The following is a 21,792-nucleotide window of genomic DNA, read 5'->3' on the forward strand; positions in this document are numbered from 1 at the left end:
AATTGGCGAACTGCGAGACAAGCTCAAACAGCAGTTACCCGATTATATGGTACCGTCTGCATTCGTGCGGTTGGCGGTGATGCCTTTGACTGCCAATGGTAAGATCGATCGTCAGGCTTTACCAGTACCAGATATTACTAGTTTTGGGGTGAGTTCAAATAATGTGGTGGCGGGTAATTCGACTGAGGAAATATTAGCGGCAATTTGGACGGATATTCTCAGATTGGAACGTGTGGGGATTGAGGATAATTTCTTCGATTTGGGTGGGAATTCTCTGTTGGGTTTGCGGGTTATCGATCGCATTCAACAACGGTTCGATTTGAAGGTGTCTGTCGTCCGACTTTATCAGTATTCGACGATTCGATCGATGGCTCGATATTTAACTCAATCTGTGATTGGAAGTACGACTCAGGCTGTTGTCAGTACTGCTAAACCTCCACTACCAGTCAAACATAATGGCGTAGCAGTCATCGGGATGGTGGGCAGATTTCCGGGTGCAAATAGTGTCGATGAATTGTGGAAAAACCTGTGTGCGGGACGAGAATCGATAACATTTCTCGATGCTGATGAAATCGATCGCAGTGTCGATCCAGAACTGCTTAACGATCCTAATTATGTGCGTGCTAAAGGCATCATGTTAGGAGCCGAATTATTCGATGCCAACTTTTTTCAGATCGCAGCCAGAGAAGCCGAAATGATGGATCCGCAAGCGCGAATTTTGATGGAACTTGCCTATCAAGCTCTCGAACATGCGGGGTATCCAGCCACCGCCGAGAATAAAATTGGCATCTATGCTGGCTCGGCTGAAAATACTTATTTTGACAAACATCTGAGCGGAAGACGCGATCTGCTCGATCGGTTTGGCGAATTTCAGACGCATTTAGTCAACGATCGCGACTACTTTACCACGAGAGCCTCATATAAATTAAATCTCCAAGGGCCGAGTATTAATGTTAGTACCGCTTGCTCGACTTCCTTGGTAGCAATTATTCAGGCTTATCAGGGCTTATTAAACGGGCAATGCGATCTCGCACTGGCGGGTGGGGTGGCAATTACTACGCCCCAAAATCAGGGCTATTTACATCAGGAAGGGGCGATCTTTACCCCCGATGGGCATTGTCGTCCATTCGACGAGCGGGCTGGGGGGACATCGTTTAATAATGGTGGCGCGCTCGTCGTGCTAAAACGGCTAGATGATGCGATCGCGGATGGCGATCGCATTTATACTGTCATCAAGGGCGTAGGCATCAATAACGATGGTGCTGATAAGATGAGTTTTACCGCTCCCAGCGTCAAAGGGCAAATGGGCGCAATCCTCCAGGCGCAACGGCAAGCAGGCGTTCATCCAGACACGATCTCTTATATTGAGGCTCATGGTACTGCTACTGCGCTGGGAGATCCGATCGAAATTGAAGCCCTCACGCAAGCATTTCGCACACAAACTCAGGCGAACCAATTTTGTGGCATCGGTTCGATTAAGAGTAATTTGGGGCACTTAACCGCCGCTGCTGGCGTGGCGGGATTCATCAAAACAGTCTTGGCTCTCTACCATCGCCAAATTCCGCCGAGTATTAATTACGATCGACCCAATCCTCACATTGATTTTACCGTTAGTCCCTTTTATGTCAACGATAAATTAGTCGATTGGCAAACGACAGACACACCGCGCCGTGCAGGTGTGAGTTCCTTTGGTGGTGGCGGTACCAACGCCCATGTCATTTTGGAAGAACCGCCCGCAAGTTTACCATCTAGTACGTCTCGCCCAGCTCAATTATTGCTACTTGCGGCTAAAACCGAACTAGCACTCGATCGAATTACAGCCAATTTACGCGACTATTTACAACAGCATCCCGATCTAAATTTAGCAGATGTCGCATATACCCTCCAACAAGGTCGCCAGCACTACCATTATCGACGAGCGATCTGCTGTCAAAATCTAGATGATGCGATCGAAAATCTGACAACATTACCGCCGCAATTTACCGCAACTCGTCATACCGACAGTAAAACTGCCAATGTGGTATTCATGTTTTCGGGGCAAGGTACCCAATATTTACAGATGGGTGCCAACTTGTATCAATCCGAACCTATATTTCAGCAGGCGATCGACCGTTGTACGGAAATTTTACAGCCCCTATTAGGACGAGATCTGCGCCAATTGCTGTATCCATCAGGGGTAGACGTTGCCACCAGTACGGAATTGCTCGGTCAAACTCGTTACACTCAACCCGCCTTATTTACGATCGAATACGCACTCGCTCAATTGTGGCAGAGTTGGGGCATTCAACCCGCAGCCGCAATCGGGCATAGTATCGGCGAATTTGTCGCCGCCTGTCTGGCTGGTGTATTTTCACTCTCAGATGCCCTCACGCTAGTTGCCAAACGGGGAGAATTAATGTGGAATTTACCCGCAGGGGCGATGTTATCAGTCCGACTTCCCGCACCAGAAGTAGCGGCATGGCTATCGCCAGAAATCTCGATCGCAGCGATGAATAGTCCGGCTCTGTGTGTGGTTTCTGGCTCAATTGAAGCGATCGAAAAACTCCAACAAGAATTAGAAACAGCCGAAATCGCCTGTAAATTACTCCATACTTCCCACGCCTTTCATTCACCCATGATGGCACCGATCGTCGCTCCATTTGCCCAAGCGATCGCCAAAATAAATCTGTCCCCACCGCAAATTCCCTTCGTCTCGTTAGTTACAGGCGACTGGATCACCGATGCCCAAGCGACAGATCCGCACTACTGGGCAGAACATATCGTCGAACCAGTGCGATTCGCTAGCGGCATTAGCACCTTATGGGAGCGAGATCCCAATTATATCTTGCTAGAAATCGGCCCCCGCCAAACCTTAACTACTCTCGCCCGTCAATCAGCCACCGATCTCACCCGCCAAATCGTTATCCCCTCCCTGGGTAATACCGCCGATGGCGATGCCGAATGGCAATGCTTACTCCAAGCCGTCGGGCGATTGTGGTTGGCAGGAGCAAAAATCGATTGGCAGCAATTTTATCTCAACCAGCACCGACAGCGCGTGCCATTGCCCACCTATCCCTTCGAGCGACAAAAATTCTGGATCGATCCGCCGCCACACCCAGACAATTTAGCATCTACCATCGATCCGCCGCCCCACCCTGGCAATTTAGCATCTACCACACTACCCACCCAGCTAATTTCCACCACATTCGATCGTTACAACCCAGCCATGACACCACAGACTTCCGAATCAGTAATACCAGCACCACGCACCACTAGGCTGATGCCAGAGATCGCCGAAGTCATCCACATTGCCTCAGGCATCGACATTAGCACAGGCGAAACCCTCACATTTTTAGAACTAGGTTTAGATTCGCTATTACTAACCCAAGTTGCCCTCAGTCTCAAAAAGAAATTCAAAGTTCCCGTAACCTTTCGGCAACTATTAGAAGATTGCTCCACCATCGCTACCCTGGCTCGATCGATCGATCTCCAGATGCCGCCATCAGCCTTACCCGCACCTGAAATCGCCCCACCACCTCAAATCATCAATTTGCAACCCCAGGCAGCTCCCAGCCAGGTTTTACCCCCGCCCACACCAATAAGTATCCCTGTAAGTGCCCCGATTATTACTCCGGCTCCACACACCCCCACAGGCAATCTCAGCGCGATCGAATCCGTGGTACAGCAACAGCTCCAAATCATGGCACGCCAACTAGAACTCCTCAGCAGTAATAGTCCCCCAGTCCCCCCGTCTCTCAGTCACCCAGTCACCCAGTCCTCCAGCCCCCCAGTCCTCCAGCCCCCTAGCCCTCCAGTCACCCAGTCACCCAGTCCCCTCGTCCCCCCATCCCCCCGTCCCCTCGTCCCCCACTCCCACTCCAACGGCAACGGCAACGGCAAAGCCCCCGCCAGCCCCAGCCCAGCACCCGGACTAAAAATTAATAAATCGATCGATAGCAGCCTCAGCCCCCAACAACAGGCAGCTCTATCAAATATTATCGATCGCTATGTCGCCCGTACCGCCGAATCCAAACGCCAAGCCCAAGCACATCGCCGCTATTTTGCCGATCCGCGCACGGCTTCAGGATTTACCCCCTTACTTAAAGAAATGGTATATCCGATCGTTACCGATCGCGCTCAAGGTTCTAGATTGTGGGACGAAGATGGGAACGAATATATCGATCTTACCAATGGTTTCGGGCTAAATTTCTTCGGCTGGTCGCCAGATTTTATCACCAATGCCATTAAAGCACAGCTCGATAAAGGGATGGCGATCGGCCCTCAGACAGCCTTAGCGGGTAAAGTTGCCAAAACAATTTCCGAAATTACCAAAATGGAGCGGGTAGCTTTTTGCAATACCGGATCGGAAGCGGTAATGACAGCATTACGCATCGCTCGAACGGTGACAGGACGCGATCGAATCGTCATCTTTGCCGGATCTTACCACGGCACTTTCGATGAGGTCTTAGTCCGCCCCGGCTCTAATTTAAAATCTTATCCCAGCGCGCCCGGAGTAATGGCATCAGCCGTCGCCAATGTGATGGTACTCGATTACGACAGTCCCGCCAGCTTAGACATCATTCGTCAATATGCCGATGAGATTGCCGCCGTCGTCGTCGAACCCGTCCAAAGTCGCCACCCCAACCTGCAACCACGAGCCTTTATCCACCAATTACGGCAAGTTACCCAGCAGTTAGAAATCGCCTTAATTATCGACGAAGTAATTACCGGGTTCCGGGTAGCTCCTGGCGGTGCTCAAGAATATTTTGGAGTCAAAGCCGATATTGCTACCTATGGCAAAGTTGTCGGCGGTGGAATGCCGATCGGCATTTTAGCAGGCTCGGCTAAATATATGGATGCCTTAGATGGCGGATTTTGGCAGTTTGGCGATCGATCGATGCCCGAAATTGGCGTGACGTTTTTTGCTGGTACCTTCGTCCGTCACCCCCTCGCACTCGCGGCTGTAGAGGCAACTCTAGCCCAACTTCAAGCAGGCGGTTCCGAGTTACAGCGGACGCTCACACACAAAGTGACACAACTAGTAAGACAGCTTGAAGAGCATTGTCAGCTAGTCGGATTACCAATAAATATCGAACATTTTAGTTCGTTTTTCTATCTGACTTTCCCTCCAAGTGAAAGTTACGGTAATCTGTTGTTTTATCTAATGCGAGAAAGAAACATTCATGTCTGGGAAAATCGCCCTTGTTTTCTAACCCTCGCCCACACTGATGCCGATATCGAAACAATTCTCTGGGCGTTTAAAGTCAGTGTTGCCGAACTACAATCATGCGGCTTTTTATCTAGTTCTGGCAATGCGATCGCCATCAATCATAATCTCCCCCCACAACCAGACGCACGACTGGGTAAAGATGAATCTGGCAATCCTGCCTGGTTTATTGCCGACCCCGACAGGCTAGGTCATTACTTACAAATTGAATAGGGAATAGGGAATAGTGGATAGTGGATAGTGGATAGTGAATAGAGTTCTAATCTTCCCGACTATTTACTCCTTACTCCTCACTCCCAACTCCCAACTCCCAACTCCCATCTCCCATCTCTTAGACAAATATGGACTTGCTAGCCGAACATAGCATTGATATCGAGATCGATGCATTTACCGATGGAGAAACATTATTGGAATCACTCACTACTAAATCGTTTCCAAAATTATCATCGAAGTCGCAACTCAAAGCGATCGATTTCGATCCGTTTACTGATGGCGAACTATTATTAACTGCACCTGCAACCGAATCTCAGCAAGAGATTTGGGTCGGCGTTCAAATTAGCGATGAGGCAAATTTGGCGTGTATTCTCTCGCAATCTTTAAAATTGACAGGGAAACTAGATCTCGATGCAATTCAGACTGCATTTCAACAATTAGTAATGCGCCACGAGGCATTACGGACGACATTTAGTGCCGATGGCACTCTACTATTAATTGCCAAAAAAGTCGAATTCACAACTCCAGTTATCGATTTAGCTAGTTTATCTAATTCAGAGCAATTAGCCCAAATCGAGCTATATCAGCACCAAGCAACCAATCAAATCTTCGATCTCCAACATGGGCCATTATTTAGCACAAAAGTTCTCAAATTAAGCGATCGAGAACATATTGCTATCTTGACAACTCATCATATTATTTGTGATGGTTGGTCTTGTGGCGTACTAATAAATGACTTAGGAAAAATTTATACAGGATTAGTTAAAGGACTAACTCCAGATTTAGAACCAGCCGAATATTTAAGCGAATATGCTTTTCTCGAACGCGAGAAAATTGATAATTTGGAGACGATCGCCACCGAAACATATTGGCTAGAAAAATTCGCCAATTTACCACCAGCCTTAGATTTACCAACAGACTATCCCCGTCCACCACTGCGAACTTTTAATTCCGATCGCGAGAATTATATTTTACCAGCAAATTTAGTACGCGATCTCAAACAATTAGGAGCCAAACAAGGTGCTAGTCTGATGACTACTCTCTTAACCGCTTTTGAAATATTTTTAGCTAAAATCACCAGCCAAACCGACATTGCCGTCGGTATTCCTACTTCCGGACAAACGGCAACGGGTAAGTATAATTTGGTCGGGCATTGTGTCAATTTTCTGCCCATGCGGGGTAAAATCGACCCAGCTCAAACATTTTCAGCATATCTTAAATCGAGAAATCGAGAAATTTTAGATGATTACGATCGTCAAGATTTTACATTTGGTAGTCTACTCAAGAAACTGCCAATTTCTCGCGACTCCAGCCGCATTCCGTTAATTTCGACGGCATTTAATATCGACCTCAATACCGACAGCATCGAATCGTTATTCGAGGGATTATCTGCTAAAAACATCCCGAATTGGGGGAAGTTTACGACATTTGAGTTGTTCCTCAATGCGGTTGCTAACGATACCAACGGCATTGAATTAGATTGTCAATATAATACTAACTTATTTAGCGCAGCTACGATCCGACAGCGATTGGTTGAATTTGAAAATCTCCTGATCCAGATCGCACATTCAGATAATAGATCGATCCGCGATCTATCGTTGCTAAATGAAATCGATCGACAAAAATTACTAGTCAAATGGAACGATACCCGCACCGAGTATCGCCGCGATAACTGCATTCACCAGATCTTCGAGCAACAAGTCGCAACTAACGGCAATGCGATCGCGCTAGCTTACCAGCAGCAGCAACTCACCTACTCTCAATTAAACCACCAAGCAAATCAACTCGCCCATCACCTGCTCTCACAAGGCATCCAACCCGAAGATCTCGTCGCCATCGCCCTCGAACGTTCCCCCGACAGCATCATCACCATCCTCGCCATTCTCAAAGCAGGTGGTACATATCTCCCCCTCGACTTGAGCCAACCCGCATCGAGAATCGCCTTCATTCTCGATAATGCTCGTGTCTGGCGGCTAGTAACTAGCACTACATTACTAGAGCGATTACCCGCATCTACCGCTCGGACGATTGTAATCGATCGAGATGCCGACACGATCGCCACTCATCCCACCACCAATCCCCAGCTAGATCTTCAGGCAGATAATCTCGCCTACGTCATGTACACATCCGGCTCTACCGGACAACCTAAAGGTGTCTGCATCCCCCATCGTGGTGTGGTACGACTGGTTAAAAACACCCATTATGTCGATTTTAGTTCCCAGCAAGTCTGGCTCCAACTAGCACCACTGGCGTTCGATGCCTCGACATTTGAGATTTGGGGCAGCTTGCTCAATGGTGCCAAACTGGTGCTGTTTCCCGGCGATAAGCCCTCTTTGGCTCAATTAGGTCAAATCGTCGGTAACGAGCAAATTACGACGTTGTGGCTGACTGCGGGGCTGTTTCATTTGATGGTTGACGAACGGTTGATGGATTTACAACCGCTCAAGCAATTGATTGCGGGTGGCGATGTGTTGTCGGTACCACAGGTGCGGCAGGTATTGACACGATTACCAGATTGCCAGCTAATTAATGGCTATGGGCCGACTGAGAATACGACTTTTACCTGTTGTTATCAGATTGGTAGTGACGATCTCGAACAACTTAGTTCGATTCCAATTGGTAGACCGATCGCCAATACTCAAGTTTACATTCTCGATGCCGATCTACAACCCGTGCCGATCGGGGTAGAAGGCGAACTGCACATCGGTGGGGATGGGTTGGCGCGGGGTTATTTAAATCGTCCAGATTTGGATGCAGTAAAGTTTATCGCTCATCCCATTGCAACGGTGGGAAGACTCTACAAAACCGGAGATCGGGCGCGGTATTTACCCAATGGTAATATTGAATTTTTGGGACGGATTGACAATCAGGTAAAGATTCGCGGCTTTCGGATCGAGTTGGGTGAGGTAGAGACAACTCTAGCCACGCATCCTAGTGTGCGGGAAGTAAAAGTTATCGTGCGCGAAGATCGCCCTGGCGATAAACGTTTGGTGGCTTATATTATCGCTCACCCTCAAGCGCAAATTAGCGATCGAGATTTACGGACATTTCTACTAGCTAGGTTGCCAGATTATCTGATTCCCTCGGCATTTGTGCCGATCGATATTTTCCCGCTTACGCCCAATGGTAAAGTCGATTTACGTGCTTTGCCAATTCCCACCGCCGATCTCCATGTCGATACCAACACCTTCGTCGCCCCCCGTAACGATTTAGAACGCCAGCTCGTCCAAATTTGGGAACGAGTATTAGATGTTCGACCGATCGGTGTTACAGATAACTTTTTTGAATTAGGCGGTCATTCGATGATTGCCGTGCGGTTGTTTAATGAAATCGAAAAAGTTTTCGGTAAGAAAATTCTGTTATCGACGCTATTTCAGGTACAAACGATCGAAGATCTTTCAATAATTCTTCGCCCCGAAGAATCCACCTTAACAACATGGAAATCGCTGGTGGAAATGCAGTCAGGTACTCCGGCAAAACTGCCGCTCTTCTGCATTCATGCTGTTTGGGGTAACATTCTATTTTGTCGCAGCTTTATCAACTATCTAGAAACAGATCGCACTGTGTATGGACTCCAATCTAAAGGACTCGACGGCGAACATCCTCCCTGTACGACGATTCCAGAAATGGCAGCGAACTATATTAAAGAAATTAAAAGCGTCCAACCACAAGGGCCGTATTTATTATCTGGTTTTTCATTAGGTGGTTTAATTGCCTTTGAAATAGCCCAACAGCTTCAAGCTGAAGGTCAAGAAATCGAACTATTAGCCCTAGTAGATCCAACTAGTCCCAACCTAACTTCAACAGATCTAGATAGCGCAACAACCCGCACGCCATTACTCGCAAAAACTATTTTTCACTTCAAAACGTTTTTAAACTTAACTGCTCGGAAAAAAATAGATTATGTCTGGCAAAGACTGTACTGGAATTTAACATTAGGCAATATCAATCTCTTCTATAAAGTCTATCTACGCTACATCAAACGATCGTTGAGCGAATTCCGACTAATAAACGTATATTGGGCTAATTATCTAACCCAATATAGCTATATGCCCAAACCATACTCAGGCAAAATTATCTTATTCCAATGCGAAGAGATAGAGGTTGGTAGCCAACAAAATACCCAATCTAGATGGGAACTCTTCGCCAGTGATGGAGTAGATATCGTCCCCGTCATCGGCTCTCATGCCGATCTAATGGAAGAACCTAATGTCAGGGTACTATCTACCAAGTTCAAGCGTTACTTAAATTAGCAGTATGACAGTTTTTAGTGAGAAAGATCGAATGACAGATATAGCTTTTTTGCTTGTAGATCTTGGTGGGGGTGGTGCCGAAAAAGTGATGTTGAGTTTAGCAGGTGGATTTGCCGAGAAAGGGTTAAAGGTAGATTTAGTATTGGTAAAACTTGGCGGAGATTATCAATCGATCGTTTCGCCAAAAGTACGCGTCATTAATCTATCGCATCCTAGATTGATTACTAGTTTACCGTTACTAGTCAATTATCTCAAACAACACCGCCCCAAAGTCCTAATATCAGCCCTAGAAGATGCCAACACTGTAGCTATTCTTGCCAAAATTCTCGCTCGCACGGCAACTCGTGTCATTGTTAGCGTCCACAATCCATTAGCCTTCGTTCACGCCAAAAGAAGCGCGTTAAAACAAAAGCTTACACCTTTATTTATTCGATGGTTATTTCCTTTTGCCGATGCAATTGTCGGTGTATCTCAGGGGGTCTGCGACAATATCGCCTTGGTGAGTGGATTACCTAGAGACAGAATTAACGTCATCTACAATCCAATTTTTACCCCTGAACTATTAAAAAAATTCGACGAACCAGTCAATGAAGAGTGGTTTCTAGATCGCCAAACATCAGTTATATTAGCAGTAGGCCGTTTGTCAAAAGAAAAAGACTTTCCCAGTCTAATCCGTGCCTTTGCCCTCGTCAAACAGCAGTATCCAGTCAAATTAATAATTTTAGGACAAGGCGGCGAACTACTAGCTTTAGAACAGCTAGTAAAAGAACTAAAATTGGTAGATGATGTTGCTTTTCCGGGGTTTGTAACTAATCCTTACGCCTATATGTCGAAAGCTAAAATGTTGGTGATGACATCTATCTATGAGGGATTTGGGAACGTCTTAGTAGAAGCAGCCATCGCTGGAACTCCAGTAGTTTCTACTAATTGTGAAAGTGGCCCAGCCGAAATTTTAGAGGATGGTAAATATGGAGATTTGGTAGCTGTAGGTGATGTGCCTGGTTTAGCAGCAGCAATAATTAGTACTCTAAAAAATCCACGCAATCCCGATTTATTAAAGCAAAGGGGGCAAGAGTTTTCATTAGAAGCTGCATTGAAAAAGTATCAATTACTATTTAATTTCAATTAAAACAAATTTTCCGATCTCTGCGGTCAAAAAATATTGAAAATTATTTAGAATGGCTAATTTATCTATTGCCCAATCTCAGATTAAACACCGGATAATCTATCTCAAATCGAATGTTGAATAAATTAAACAGCGCGATTGAAAAACTCAGTCCGAATATCCGTAAGATACTAGCAAATATGGGTTGGTTGGTTGGTGGGCGAATTTTGCGCGTCGCTATCAGCTTATTTGTAATTGCTTGGATGGCTCGTTATTTGGGAACTGATGGATTTGGCACTCTAAATTATGCGATCGCCCTAATATCAATTTTTGCGAATGTAGCCGAAATGGGTTTGACTCATTTTGTGGTACGCGATGCGATTAACGAACCAGAGCATCGCTACGAGATTCTGGGGACAGCTTTTATATTACGATTGTTTAGTGGCATTGCCTCATTTTTATTGGTAATTGCTACCATTTTCTGGCTGCGTCCCAACGATCCAGCTATACGATCGATCGTAATTATTATGTCCGGTTCGCTATTGTTTCAGAATTTTAGCGCGATCGATGCTTGGTTTAGCTCCCAAGTGCAATCAAAGTATACAGTTATCGCGAGTAATGTCTCTTTTATATTCATGACTCTAGTCAGAGTTGGATTATTAGAAACTAACGCTCCGTTAATTGCTTTTGCATTCACCATACTAGCTGAAGATATTTTAGGAGCAATTAATTTAGTTATTGCCTATCAAAAAACTGGTCAAAAAATTCAGAATTGGCGAGCGAATTGGTTGCGTGCTGGCAAACTACTAAGCGTAAGTTGGCCGCTAATTTTCTCTAATTTATCCGTAATGATTTACCTGTATGTCGATCAAATCATGCTCGGTCAATTAGCAACTACCAAGGCAGTGGGACTCTATGCCGTGGCTGTGAAAATATCCGAGAATTGGGGATTTTTAGTATTAACAATTACCCGATCGGTCACACCGCATATTATTGAAGCTAAAAAAATTAGCGAACAATTATATTATGAAAGGCTCCAAAATATTTGTAATTTATCAGCAGTAATCTTTTACGTTGTGGCAATTAGTCTGACATTTTTTTCTCAGCCACTAATCGTTCTGCTCTTCGGTAGAGAATATGGATCGGCAGGAATTGTCTTGTCGATTCATATTTGGTCGTCGATCTGGATGTTTTTTGGTAATATCAAGCAAGTTTGGATTGCAACTGAAGAACTTACTGGATTTGCTTTGACTGCTAGTTTTCTCGGTGCAATTATTAATATTGGCTTAAATTTTTGGTTGATTCCAATTTATCAAGAAGTTGGTGCGGCGATCGCTACAGTTATTTCCTATACCTTTACAGATTATGTAATGTGCTTTATTTATCGACCCGCTCGTAAGTTTGGGTGGGTAATGACTAAAGCTTTGGCTCTAAATATGTTTGCGCACAAGTCATCTACTAGCTAATCGCCCACAGACAACCAATTTTTACATTTATTATCTATCTAAATATGCCAGATTTAAACTCGCCACTAGTTAGCATCCTGGTTAATAATTATAACTACGGACGGTTCCTTACCGCAGCGATCGATAGTGCGATCGCCCAAACTTATCCGCATATCGAAATCATCGTCGTCGATGATGGTTCTATCGATAATTCTCACGATGTTATTGATAGCTATGGCAATAAAATTGTCCCTATTATCAAGCCAAATGGTGGACAGGCTTCCGCTTTTAACACCGGATTTGCAGCCAGTCGGGGTGAAATTATCTGCTTTTTAGATGCCGACGATATCTTCTTACCCCACAAAGTTACTGAAATTGTCAAAATATTCGCCGCCGAGCTAGAAATCGGTTGGTGCTTTCACTCGCTTAACTTTTTTGGAGATAGCAGTCAAAAATTTGAGCCGAGTCAGGATAAATGGTCTTCAGGTAAATACGATCTGCGTGCGATAATTAAGGAAGGTAAATTGAGAGGGAAAATGCCAGAAATTAATCTGGCGACTTCTACCATGTGCTTTAGACGCGACTTATTAGCGCAAATTCTCCCCATGCCAGAGGCGATTCGGATTACCAGTGATGATTATATTAAATATTTAGCGATCGGATTAACTCCTGGATTTGTATCGATTTCGGAATTAGCTCGCCAACGGATTCATAACAATAACGCTTATACATTAAGAACCGATCTAGAAAAACAAAAACTATTTGCCAAAATCAATATTTTAACCGCCTACTGGATGAAGTCTAATTTTTCGGCGATCGTCTCAAAATTTTCTAATAATATTTTTGCGTATGCAATGAGTGTCTATTGGCTCAACGGCGGGGTCGAATCAGAGTCGCAGGAAACGATCGACAAATACCTACATGCACTAACTATCCCTGAAAAAATTGAGGTTTATGCCAGAATTATTTTCAACTATATTAAATATCGCTACTCATCGTCAAAGGAGTCATGAAAAAATTTCTCATCGTTGAAAAAATATTTACGGTCTGTGCCTTGCTTCACTATGACGCGGTACCATTAGTCTTACTGCTATCTAATGGTGTCAGTGAAGGGGAAGATGATACTAGCGTCGATTTGGCTGGCATCAATCAAGTCTTTTTGGTCATTTATTTTATTACCTTTTGTTTGCTACTACTGCGCTGGAAAAAAGTCTTACCAGTCATCGCTAAAGGTGGCATATTTTGGTTGCTATTTGGACTGATAGCAGCTTCATTTTTTTGGTCTTACTCGCCAGAACTAACTAGGACGCGGATAGTGGCATTTTCTGGTACAATGCTGTTTTCGATATATCTCGCCAGTCGCTACACCCTCAAAGAGCAATTACACTTGTTAGGATGGATGTTTGGGATCGCTGTCGTTAGTAGTATTATCTTTGGGATCTTGCTACCGAAATATGGTCAGATGGGTGGCTTTCATGCTGGAGCTTGGCGGGGCATTTACAACCACAAAAATGGTCTGGGTAAAAATATGGTGATTAGTGCGGTGATGTTTTGCTTACTGGCACTATCGGCTCAAAAACGACGCTGGATCTTGTGGAGCTTTGTCGGTGCATCTGCAATGCTAATTATCCTCTCTCACTCAACATCATCGATCCTCAATCTGCTCATTTCGTTGGTTATCATCGCAATTTTACCTATTTTCGGCTGGAACTATTTATTCGTGGTGCCGATCCTAATTGCCATCTCCGCAATCGGAACTATCTTATATTTATTCCTGACAATGAACGTCGAACAAGCCGTCAGTGCGTTGGGAAAAGACTTAACACTGACCGGACGCACCAACTTTTGGCCATTGGTATTTGACAAAATTCTAGAACGACCGTGGCTGGGGTACGGATTTGGAGCCTTTTGGCAAGGATTGGATGGGCCATCGGCTTACGTTTGGAATGCATCAGCTTTCAAAGCACCCAATAGTCATAACGGTTATTTAGATCTGTGTGCCGAACTAGGATTCGTGGGATTTTCAGTCTATACAACCGCTTTTATCACCAGTTTTCAACAAGCACTGACAAATATCCGCCGGATCGGAACGCCAGATACATTTTGGCCGATCTCGATGTTTGTGGCGGTCGTATTATCTAATCTGACTGAAAGTGCGCTCGTCGTCCAAAATAATTTTTTATGGGTGATGCAGGTATCGATATTCTTTTCGATCTCTTTACCACAGGTAGTTAAAGAGCGAAATTTATTTATTAACAAAGCATAAACTACATTTTATACATAACAATTAGATTTAACAGGTAAATTGCCGATCTTTTTAAATTCAAATTATGCCAAACTACTTAAATAATAAATAGTCGATCTCCATCGCTATACTATTGCTATAGTATGAAAAATTTAAATAATAACAGAAACCCCAGCCTTAAAATCCTGATGCTGGGAACGGGATTTGATATTCAAGGTGGCATTACTTCCGTTCAAAAGCTAATTATTGAAGCTCATGTAGGCAAAGTTGCTCGGTGTAAAAATGGCGAACCGCGTCATCTGAAAATACAGCATGTACCAACGATCGTGCGAGGTTCTGCATTACAGAATGTGATGATATATGTCAAATCAATTCAGCATTTATGCTGGAAAATCTTGCGACAAGAAGTAGATATCATCCACGTTCATTTTGCCGAGCGGGGTAGTACGCTGCGGAAATCAATTCTCATTGCGATCGGGTTACTGTTTCGGAAATCGATCGTGCTGCACGCACATGGAGCCACCTATCAAGAATTTTACGATCGATTGCCAAAAATTTTACAAGCAACTATCGCTTTCTTATTCGGGCAATGCAGCCACACGATCGTCCTCTCCCACAGTTGGCGAGATTACTACATTAGCAAACTGCACTTGAATCCAGATCGAGTTACTGTCTTATACAACCCCGTCAGCGTGCCGCCAGCCATTCCCGATCGATCGGGGCGCAAGCGGCTCAAATTTGTATTTTTAGGTCGGATTGGCAAACGTGGCGGCCCCCTCGATCTGGCAAAATCGTTAATCTCTTTTCCCAAACAAGATAAAGGAGCCTTCGACTTGATTGAGGCATTCGCCCAGCTTCCCGCAGCCGATCTCCAGCATGTCGAATTGATTTTAGCGGGTAATGGCGATCTCGAATCCGCCCAGCGGTTAATTGCTAAATTCAACCTCACCGCTAACATCTCGGTGCTAGAATGGCTCGATCCCCAGCAACGCGATGAATTGCTAGCGACAGCCGATGCGTTTGTGTTGCCCTCTTATAACGAAGGGTTGCCCATGTCGATGCTCGAAGCGATGGCGTGGGGTTTACCTGCGATCGTTACTCCAGTGGGTGGCATTCCCGAAGTCGTCCGTCACAACCGCAATGGTTTATTAGTCGAGCCAGGAAACCAGCCGCAGTTGATTCAAGCAATGCAACAACTAATTAACAATGAGGCGTTGAGACTCTCGCTCGGACGTGCGGCGCGCCATAGCGTCGAACATTTAGATATTAACAATTACATCAACTCACTGGCTAATCTCTATGCTACCGTTACCTCCAAGAGCCAGGATCTCGATCGATCCATGCCTTCTAATGAAATTATCTAACGCCTAACTCCCATGAAACTATCAATTGAGGACACCCCACCATTAGCACACCGCCACATTATTGGGATGCGAGTAGATGCCACCAGCTATGAAGATGCGACCGATCGAATTATCACTTGGTCGCATCAAGGAGTGGGTCGATATGTCTGTGCGGCTAACGTCCACATGGCAATGGAAACCCACGACAGCCCCGAATTTGCCCGCATAGTCGATCGAGCCGAATTAGTCACCCCAGATGGAATGCCCCTGGTTTGGGGCTTGCGCGCCCTGGGTATCGATACCGCAACGCGAGTTTGCGGCCCAGCTCTAACTTTAAGTGTCTGTCAAGCCGCCGCCCAAAGGCACGTCCCGATCGCCCTGTACGGCGGTACGCCAGAGAGTCTGGTCGCTTTTACCGATTTTTTAGTAAGTAAGTTTCCCGGTATCAAAATTGCTTGCCAAATTTCTCCACCTTTTCGCGAACTAACTCCCGCAGAAGATACCGCCTATACCGAGCAACTCGTGGCATCGGGAGCGCGAATTTTATTCGTCGGCATCGGTTGTCCCCGTCAAGAAATTTGGATGGCGAAACATCAAGATCGAATTCCGGCGGTCATGCTCGGCGTAGGCGCGGCGTTTAATTTTTATTCCGGACGCGTCAAACAAGCTCCCCTCTGGATGCAGCGGGTTGGTTTGGAGTGGTTCTTTAGATTGCTAATGGAACCACGTCGCTTATGGAAGCGATATTTTAAACAAAATCCCCGCTTTATTTGGTTATTCTTGCGGCAATTACTCAGTGCTAAGTAGGTATTAGGGTTTAGGTATTAGGTTAGATGGTGTTTTTAACAACAGTGAAAGCAATACTCGTGTGAAGTATATTCACTATTCATCCCTCTCTTTAGGGAGACGCTACGATACGACTGTCGTATCGCCAAAGGCGAGGCTTCACCAACAGTGCAAGCTATTAACTATCCACTATTCACTATCCAGAAAAGGATAAATCTAGCTAGTCTACGATCGATTAACGAAAATATGGTTAAATTTTCTCTCCGCCGTTTATTATCCCGACGACAATTCTTAACGTTAGGAATTAGTTCGGCAACTGCCTTGACAATTTTATCATTAGGTCAATTACCAGCACTGAGCTGGTTGATTTATCCTTTTAAAGATCGGCAGTCTGCCAACACTAATCGTCAATTTAAAGTGGTGGGAAGTAAATCACTCAGGCAAAGAGCTAAGTCGAAGGGCTTAATTTATGGTGCGTGGCCCCATGTTAATAGTCCCCTCTTCGATGCAACTGCCGAGATGAAGTCAGTGTTCGCGCGTGAGTTTGGCTTAGTCGTCACTGGATTTTATTGGGATGCCATCCGTCCGAGTCCCAGCACATTTAACTTTACCGAAATTGACTATTTTGCTAAGTTTGCTGCGGAGAATAACATGCTCATGCGGGGGCATCCTTTGGTATGGACTAATGCTTTACCTGCCTGGATCAAACCTACTCTAAATCGCCAAAATGTCAAGCAAATTTTGACCGATCACATTAAAATGGTGGTCGGGCGTTATGCTGGTAAAATGCACTCTTGGGATGTCGTTAATGAGGCGATCGATATCGGCTCTCGTCCCGATAATTTAACTAAAAATATTTGGTTAGAATTGTTAGGGCCAGATTATATTAAAGTGGCTTTCGATATTACCGCTCGCTTCGATTCTAAAGCACTCCTAGTCTATAACGAGACTAATTTAGAACATAACGAAGCGCAACAAGTTGCAGTACTCAAACTACTCACCCAGCTTAAATCTCAAGGTACTCCCGTTCATGCATTAGGCATTCAATCACACCTAAGTGGCGATCGCGATTACCGCAATATTCCTAAATTTAAGAAATTTCTGCGGGATATTGCTAAGTTAGGGTTGAAAATTATGATTACCGAATTAGATGTAATCGATAAAGATTTACCGACAGATATTAAATCGCGCGATCGCCTAATTGCAGGCACTTATGAAGATTATCTCACCACCGTATTAGCAGAACCAGCCGTAATTGCCATCATTAATTGGGGTTTTACCGATCCTCACACTTGGATCTCTGGCTATGCACCTCGCAAGGATGGTACCGATGTCCGTCCGTTGCCGTTCGATCGAGATTTAAAGCCTAAATTAGCGTGGAATGCGATCGCACGCGCGATCGATCTCTCGCCAAAACGACAACCTTCAAAAAAATTAATTACCAACCCTCGTAATGGTCTGACAATTTAATAAACTACCAGTGGGTTTAGGTAAGCATTTTAGCCGATTAACTTTAAAAAAACGTTTGTTATAATCAGAAATAATATATAAAGCTTTATGGATGCTAAAGAAACGATCGATCTAAATTTAAGTCAATATTTACTCGCAGTAAAACGCCATTGGGTGCCTGCTGCTAGTATTTTTGTGTTTACATTTGGCTTGAGTATTTTTGCCGCTCAATTCTTGAAACCATCCTATCAAGCAGAAGGTCGATTGTTATTTAAAAATTCTACCTTTAAATTGGTTGGTTCGACGGTAATGTCGGGTGGTAATGAAGGAGAGGGCGATTTACGATCGCTGGTAGCCACCCAAAACCCCATCGTCACCCAAATGGAAGTAATTTCTTCCAGACCGCTATTACAGAAAACTATCGATCGACTAAAGCTGACAACGGACGATAAGAAACCGCTCGATCCGCTCGCGCTTCAATCTAATTTGACTGCTAAAATTGTGGGCGGATCGGATATCGTCCAAATCAATTATAAAAATCGTAACCCTCAAGCAGCAGCTCAGGTCGTTAATACGTTAATGGCTATTTATTTAGAAAACGATATCGATACCAGCCGCGCTGAAGCAGAAGCCGCGCGCAAATTTATGGATAAGCAACTACCCCAAACTCAAGTTGCTGTCAATAATGCCGAAGTAGCACTACGTAAATTCAAACAGCAACATAATATCGTCGATTTAACCGAAGAAGCTAAATCGGCGGTCGGAAATATCGGTGGATTAGAAACTAATATTAATAATACTCAAGCACAACTAGCCGAATCTAACGCTCAAAGAGCAGAACTTCGCGCGAAAGTCAACTTAGATTCGCAAGCAGCGATGTCGATTAGTGCCATCAGTCAATCTACCGCAGTTCAGGGAATTCTTACGCAACTCCAAGATGTAGAGCGACAGTTAGCAACAGAAAGCAGCAGGTTTTCTAATGATAACCCCATTATTATTAGTCTCAAAGAAAAGCAAGCTAAGTTAAAAACGCTGTTAACCAAACAAGTACAGGCAACTATCGGCGATCGATCTCCAGTTCCACAAGGGCTATTACAAATTAGCGGTCTCAAACAAAACCTAATTAGTGAATTATTAAAAGCAGAAGTTCAGCAAACCGGACTAGTCAAAAAACTATCATCACTCCAAAACTCTCGTGCCGCATATCAAAAAAGAGTGGGTGAAATTCCGCAGTTAGTCCAAAGCCAACGCCAACTAGAACGCCAGCAAGAAGTATCTCAATCAACATATCAAAATTTATTAAAAAAAGTCCAAGAATTACAGTTAGCTAAAAACAAAAACATTTCTAATGCCCGAATTATTGCTAACGCGATTGTTCCCGAAAAATCAGATCTGGGAATGAAGCCAGTTGTCGGCGGTTTGGGACTACTGCTAGGCAGCTTATTGGGTACTAGTGCGATCGCTTATTTAGAACTAAAAGATCGATCGCTCAAGACTATTAAAGAAGTCGAGCGGGCATTTGGCTATACATTACTCGGTATAATTCCCGCTACCAAAAAAATCAAGCAGCGGACTGGAGATCGCCACCCTGCTGCCACCACTCTTGAAGTAGCAATTAGGGATACCCCCCAATCATTAACCAGCGAAATGTCGCGGACTATTCAAGCTAATCTTAGATTTCTTAATGCCGATCGGTCATTAACTACATTAGCAATTACTAGTGCAGTTGCTAACGAAGGTAAATCAAAAGTAGCGGCAAATTTAGCTGCGGCGATCGCCGGGTTAGGGCAAAGAGTATTATTAATCGATGCCGATTTGCGCGTACCCTCTCAGCATAAATTCTGGAAACTACCGCTCAAAAAAGGCTTGAGCGAACTAGTTAGTGGCAAATCTAAATTTAAGTTTCAACAAGCGGCGTGGACGGTGATGGAAAATCTCGATGTTATCACCGCCGGATCTAAATCCGCAAATTGTCTCTCTTGTCTAGAATCTCCGCAAATGAAGCGGCTGATTCAAGAGGCGGCAAATTTATATGACTTTGTAATTATCGATACGCCACCAGTACTAGTCGCCCCCGACGCGCTAACTGTCGGACAAATTAGCGATGGTATTTTACTAGTCGCTCGACCTGGGGTCATCGATGCCAATAGTGCGATCTCCGCTCGCGAAAAACTCACTATGTCTCGGTGTGAAATATTGGGTGTAATCGTCAACGGTGTTATGCAACAATATGAAAGCGAAGATCCTTTCGTCTCCACGCGCGACTACTTCAGTGACGAGCCAGATCCAGAAGCACCCTGGATTGATTACATGACTCAATTGGGAGAAACAATTTCCGATCGATCGAGACAAGACAGCAAATTCACCGATTCGTTACAATCGACTACAATGCTAGGTAGTTCGGAAAACCCTAAAAATTAACGTCAGATCGTCTCTAGCTCGATCGCCGGATCGAACAGTCACATCCGAAACATGTAAACTAGGGAACTAGGTGCGATCGCGTTCGTCACAGCCAATTGAGCAATCAATCGGTTCGACAGGTACCAAAATTAAATAAAGGTGCCTCTACCAGCATAAAATTTTCCATGAGCGATCGCACCACCAGTTTACTATTACCCCATCCTTCGGGTTTATCGGTCATTCCCGAACGACCCTCGTTACTGCCCACCAAGCACAAACCCGTTAAGTTTTCGCTGATAATTCCGACCTTCAATGAAAGTCAAAACATTGAAGAACTAGTCAGTATTTTGAGTAAAATCCTCGATCGCACCATTCCGCAACAGTACGAACTAATTGTCGTCGATGACGACAGCCCCGATCGCACCTGGGAATTAGCAAGTGAATTAATCTCTGAGTACCCTCAATTACGCGTTATCCGCCGCCAAGCAGAGCGCGGACTCTCCACAGCCGTAATTTGCGGCTGGCAAGCCGCACAGGGCGAAATTCTGGGGGTAATCGATGCCGATCTCCAACACCCTCCCGAAATTTTAATTCAACTATGGCGGGAGATGGAAAGGGGAGCTGAGTTAGCCGTCGCCAGTCGCAACGTCGAAGGCGGGGGTGTGAGCGAATGGAGTCTGGCACGCAGATTTTTATCTCGCGGCGCGCAAATGTTAGGCTTATTAATTTTACCAGAAGTCATCAGTCGCCTATCCGATCCGATGAGCGGTTATTTCATGGTACGGCGGAGTGCGATCGCTGGTAAACAACTCAGTCCCATCGGTTATAAGATCTTAATTGAGGTAACTGCTAGAGGACAAATTCGCTGGATTTCGGAAACGGGATATATCTTTAGAGAACGGGTGGCGGGTGCGAGTAAAGTTACCTGGAAACAATATGTCGAGTATCTTCAACATTTAGTTAAACTGCGGTTCTCATTATGGCCAGTTACGCGCTTTTTCCGATTTGGAGTAGGTTTTAGCGGCGTATTCGTCGATATGGGCATATTCTATCTGTTAAGAACGGCATTAGATTTAGCGTTAACTCGCAGTGCGATTTTTTCTTCAGTAATAGCGATTATCAACAATTTCTTGTGAAACGATTTGTGTAATTATAGCGATTCCAGCAAGCAACAAGGCAACCGCAGGCGATCGCAAAGGTTTCTCAAGTTTACTTTAGTTTGTACGGCTGGATTAATTCTGAATGCTTTAATTGTCAATTTTTTGTTCGATATCGGGCAGATTGACGAATACTTAGCTAAATTAATCGCGATCGTGATGATTACATTCCTTAACTTTTGGTTGAATG

The 21,792-nt window shown here is 44.7% G+C and carries 10 protein-coding genes and 1 pseudogene; all 11 read left to right on the forward strand.

Translation table 11 applies throughout. The features are described from left to right. The first annotated feature begins 46 nt into the window (after positions 1–46). The gene (locus tag Q0R35_RS17945) at positions 47–5,419 is read left to right on the forward strand and encodes a type I polyketide synthase (RefSeq protein ID WP_295621671.1); all 5,373 of its coding nucleotides are present in this window, start codon (positions 47–49) and stop codon (positions 5,417–5,419) included. Between the two features lie 128 nt (positions 5,420–5,547). Continuing rightward, positions 5,548–9,672 (forward strand): non-ribosomal peptide synthetase, encoded by a 4,125-nt coding sequence (locus Q0R35_RS17950; protein WP_295621674.1) that lies wholly within the window; start codon positions 5,548–5,550, stop codon positions 9,670–9,672. Between the two features lie 4 nt (positions 9,673–9,676). Continuing rightward, entirely contained in the window at positions 9,677–10,801 is a 1,125-nt protein-coding gene (locus tag Q0R35_RS17955; RefSeq protein WP_295621677.1) for a glycosyltransferase, read from the forward strand. 110 nt (positions 10,802–10,911) lie between these two features. Further along, positions 10,912–12,243 (forward strand): flippase, encoded by a 1,332-nt coding sequence (locus Q0R35_RS17960; protein WP_295621680.1) that lies wholly within the window; start codon positions 10,912–10,914, stop codon positions 12,241–12,243. 44 nt (positions 12,244–12,287) lie between these two features. Then, positions 12,288–13,235 (forward strand): glycosyltransferase, encoded by a 948-nt coding sequence (locus Q0R35_RS17965; RefSeq protein WP_295621683.1) that lies wholly within the window; start codon positions 12,288–12,290, stop codon positions 13,233–13,235. After that, a complete protein-coding gene (locus tag Q0R35_RS17970) occupies positions 13,232–14,488 on the forward strand; it encodes an O-antigen ligase (RefSeq protein ID WP_295621686.1) in 1,257 nt (418 codons plus the stop codon). The genes Q0R35_RS17965 and Q0R35_RS17970 overlap by 4 nt, the downstream gene beginning before the upstream one ends. A 122-nt stretch (positions 14,489–14,610) precedes the next feature. Continuing rightward, a complete protein-coding gene (locus Q0R35_RS17975; RefSeq protein ID WP_295621689.1) occupies positions 14,611–15,831 on the forward strand; it encodes a glycosyltransferase family 4 protein in 1,221 nt (406 codons plus the stop codon). A 12-nt stretch (positions 15,832–15,843) separates the two neighbouring features. Continuing rightward, positions 15,844–16,617 carry a WecB/TagA/CpsF family glycosyltransferase gene (locus Q0R35_RS17980; protein WP_295621692.1) on the forward strand — a complete coding sequence of 258 codons (774 nt, stop codon included), beginning with the start codon at positions 15,844–15,846 and terminating at the stop codon, positions 16,615–16,617. 225 nt (positions 16,618–16,842) lie between these two features. Further along, the gene (locus Q0R35_RS17985) at positions 16,843–18,066 is read left to right on the forward strand and encodes an endo-1,4-beta-xylanase (RefSeq protein ID WP_295621695.1); all 1,224 of its coding nucleotides are present in this window, start codon (positions 16,843–16,845) and stop codon (positions 18,064–18,066) included. A gap of 87 nt (positions 18,067–18,153) precedes the next feature. Beyond that, complete coding sequence (locus Q0R35_RS17990; protein WP_295621697.1) at positions 18,154–20,466, forward strand: polysaccharide biosynthesis tyrosine autokinase; 2,313 nt, start codon at positions 18,154–18,156, stop codon at positions 20,464–20,466. A gap of 164 nt (positions 20,467–20,630) precedes the next feature. Next, positions 20,631–21,792 (forward strand): annotated as a pseudogene (locus Q0R35_RS17995) (glycosyltransferase family 2 protein); the annotation flags it as partial.

This window comes from Chamaesiphon sp. GL140_3_metabinner_50 (assembly GCF_025361915.1).
Classification (GTDB): domain Bacteria; phylum Cyanobacteriota; class Cyanobacteriia; order Cyanobacteriales; family Chamaesiphonaceae; genus Chamaesiphon.